The sequence below is a fragment of the Allocoleopsis franciscana PCC 7113 genome, from assembly GCF_000317515.1.
GTDB classification, from domain to species: Bacteria; Cyanobacteriota; Cyanobacteriia; order Cyanobacteriales; family Coleofasciculaceae; genus Allocoleopsis; species Allocoleopsis franciscana.
In genome coordinates this window covers 7,467,501-7,470,429 of record NC_019738.1, presented here as the reverse complement: position 1 = coordinate 7,470,429, position 2,929 = coordinate 7,467,501, and the positions used below count along the sequence as shown (strand labels likewise).

Sequence of the window (2,929 nt, the reverse complement as noted above, 5' to 3'; positions counted from 1 at the left end):
CTAGTTTTTTCCTCTATTTTCTTGAAAAATGGCTGAATCATTGCAAATCACCCAGTTAGGCAATCCAGCGCTGCGGCAACAAGCCCAGTTCGTGGATAATATTCAAGACAAGCGCCTGCAACAACTCATTGACGCTCTCATCGCCACAGCGGTAGCTTCTAATGGCGTTGGGATTGCAGCACCTCAGGTATCCCAATCGTTTCGTTTATTTATCGTAGCGTCTCGTCCCAATCTCAGGTATCCTAACGCACCTCAGATGGAACCTACGGCGATGATTAATCCGCAAATCATTGCTCACTCTACAGAGATTGTCAAAGGCTGGGAGGGTTGTCTCAGTGTGCCTGGAATTCGGGGACTGGTTCCCCGATATCAGACGATTGAGGTGGAATATACCAGTCGAAATAGTAAAGTGCATCGGCAAGTGTTTACTGATTTTGTGGCTCGGATCTTTCAGCACGAATATGATCATCTAGATGGCATTGTCTTTTTAGATCGGGTAGAGAGTACCCAAGACCTCATGACCGAACAGGAGTATCAGCAGCGAATCGAAATCATGAAATGCTGAACGGCTTAATGTTGTTCTTTTGATCAGGGAAGCACCTAACACGACAGTTTTTGTAATATGTACCCAATTCGACCCTGGTTGTATATCGGTAAATATAGAGAAACACTCGATTACAACATGCTCTACCGCAGTAATATCTGTGCCATGCTGCAACTTGCTGAAAAAGTTCAGCATCCGGGCATCTCGTCACTCTATATTTCCGTAGAGGATGGTGAGTCTCTATGTTTTGAAAAACTGAAAGAAGGTATTGAGTATGTGCGCCTGGAAAAAGCAAGGAGTAAGAATGTACTGATTGCTTGTGGGGCAGGTCTTAGTCGAGGCGTATCGTTTGCGATCGCAGTATTGAAGGAAGAAGAAAACCTTACCTTACTTGAAGCTTTTCGGCAAATTCAATCCGAACATTCCCAAGCAAGACCTCATTTGGAACTGTGGCAGTCACTTTGTGAATACTACAGTGAAGAAGTGCCTTATAAAAACATTGTGAAGCTGATTCTTGAGCAGACGGCAACAGCTAAACGGTTACCGCGAATTCCGGAAGTGAGTCATTAATCAAAAGCGATCGCCCTGAATAGACAGGGCGGTCATAATCCCGTAAGTTCAAGATGGAAGCCAGGACTAGAGTCTAATCTCTACATCCTTTCCAGTACCCCAATTCCTAGTAAGGATAATCCTAGCTTCAGAGTTTTCGCTGTTAAATTGCATAAAACCAAACGAGAGGTTCGTACAGGTTCTTCTGACCAAAGTACAGGACATTGTTCAAAAAATTGGTTGAATTTCTGGCTCAGTTCATACAAATATTGACACAGGCGGTTGGGCAGTAAATCTCGCTCAAGCTCTCGGAGAACCTCACTCAATTGCAATAAATGCTTCCCTAATACCAACTCTGCCTCTTCCTGCAACAGCACTTTGATATTGTTTCCCATCTCGTCAAAATTAATATTACCTTTGCGGCTAATACTCTGAATTCGGGCATAAGCATAGAGCAGGTAAGGTGCCGTGTTACCTTGCAGGGATAGCATCTTATTAAAACTAAAGATGTAGTTGCTGTTGCGATTTTGACTCAAGTCAGCATATTTAACTGCACTAAGGCCAATGATCTGAGCAACATGGGTTTTGAATTCCTCTGTTTCTTCCCGCCCCTCATCCTTCAGTCGGGCTTCGAGATCAGCACGGGCGCGTGCGATCGCTTCATCTAATAAATCTCGTAGCCTTATGGTTTCCCCAGAACGGGTTTTCAGTTTTTTACCATCTTCCCCCTGCACTAGTCCAAACGGAACATGTACCACCTGCACTTCATTGGTTAACCAACCCGCCCGACGTGCCACTTGAAAAACCTGAGCAAAATGATTGGCTTGTCCCGCATCCGTAACGTAAATAATCCGAACCGCTCTATCTTGCTCAATCCGGTAACGTATTGCGGCTAAATCAGTTGTGGCGTAGTTGTAGCCACCATCCGATTTTTGCACAATCAAAGGCAGAGGTTGACCCTCTTTATTAGTAAACCCTTCAAGGAAAACACACTGGGCACCCGTGTCTTCCACTAACAGACCTGACTCTTCAAGGTCTTTTACCACATCGGGTAGTAATGGATTGTAGAATGATTCACCGCGTTCTGTTAAATGGATATCTAGCAGGTCATAAATAACTTCAAACTCACGCCGTGATTGTTCACATAGCAACTGCCAAGCTTGTCGGCTATCCTCTGCGCCTGATTGCAGTTTGACTACTTCTTTTCGAGCCGTTTCTTGAAATTCCTCATCACCATCAAATCGCTGCTTGGCTTTCCGATAAAATGTGACTAAGTCTCCCAAATCCAAAGCATTGGATGTCGTTAAGGCACTTGGGTAAGTCACCCGCAGATAGGCGATTAACATCCCAAATTGTGTTCCCCAATCCCCTACATGATTCAATCGCAGGACATCATGACCTTGAAATTCTAGGATTCGTGCCAGAGAATCCCCAATAATTGTCGAGCGTAAGTGTCCAACATGCATCTCTTTGGCAATGTTGGGGGAAGAGAAATCAACAATGATGCGTTGAGGTGTCTTGATTGATTCAACCCCTAAGCGGGGGTCTGTTTGAATAGCACTCAGTTGTGCTTCCAGATACGCTGGTTCCAACCTCAAGTTGATAAAGCCAGGGCCTGCAATAGTCGGTGTCTGACAAATGCCGGAAACATCCAAATGCTGAACAATTTGCTCAGCTATTGCCCGTGGCTGTTGTCTCAGTGGCTTACTTAAGGACAAGGCAATATTAGATTGATAGTCACCAAACTGAGGATTGCTAGCAGGTACGACTATTGGATCTATCCCCTCCACCGCTGACCCGAAAGCTGTAGTTAAGGCGTGAGTAAATTTATTTCTT

The 2,929-nt window shown here is 44.7% G+C and carries 3 protein-coding genes (1 of these 3 running past the window's edge); 2 read left to right on the top strand and 1 reads right to left on the bottom strand.

From position 1 onward, the window contains the following. The first annotated feature begins 28 nt into the window (after positions 1-28). Together def and MIC7113_RS30765 are read left to right on the top strand one after the other, a co-directional pair. Entirely contained in the window at positions 29-565 is a 537-nt protein-coding gene (gene def / locus MIC7113_RS30770; RefSeq protein WP_015186102.1) for a peptide deformylase, read from the top strand. 57 nt (positions 566-622) lie between these two features. Continuing rightward, positions 623-1,114 (top strand): dual specificity protein phosphatase family protein, encoded by a 492-nt coding sequence (locus MIC7113_RS30765; RefSeq protein WP_015186101.1) that lies wholly within the window; start codon positions 623-625, stop codon positions 1,112-1,114. Positions 1,115-1,194: 80 nt separating this feature from the next. Here MIC7113_RS30765 and argS read toward each other — a convergent pair whose 3' ends face one another. Then, positions 1,195-2,929, bottom strand: the 3' portion of a protein-coding gene (gene argS / locus MIC7113_RS30760) for an arginine--tRNA ligase (RefSeq protein WP_041780285.1). The gene runs 23 nt beyond the window's last position; the window shows 1,735 of its 1,758 coding nt (coding positions 24-1,758); its start codon lies off the right edge, out of view; the stop codon is at positions 1,195-1,197.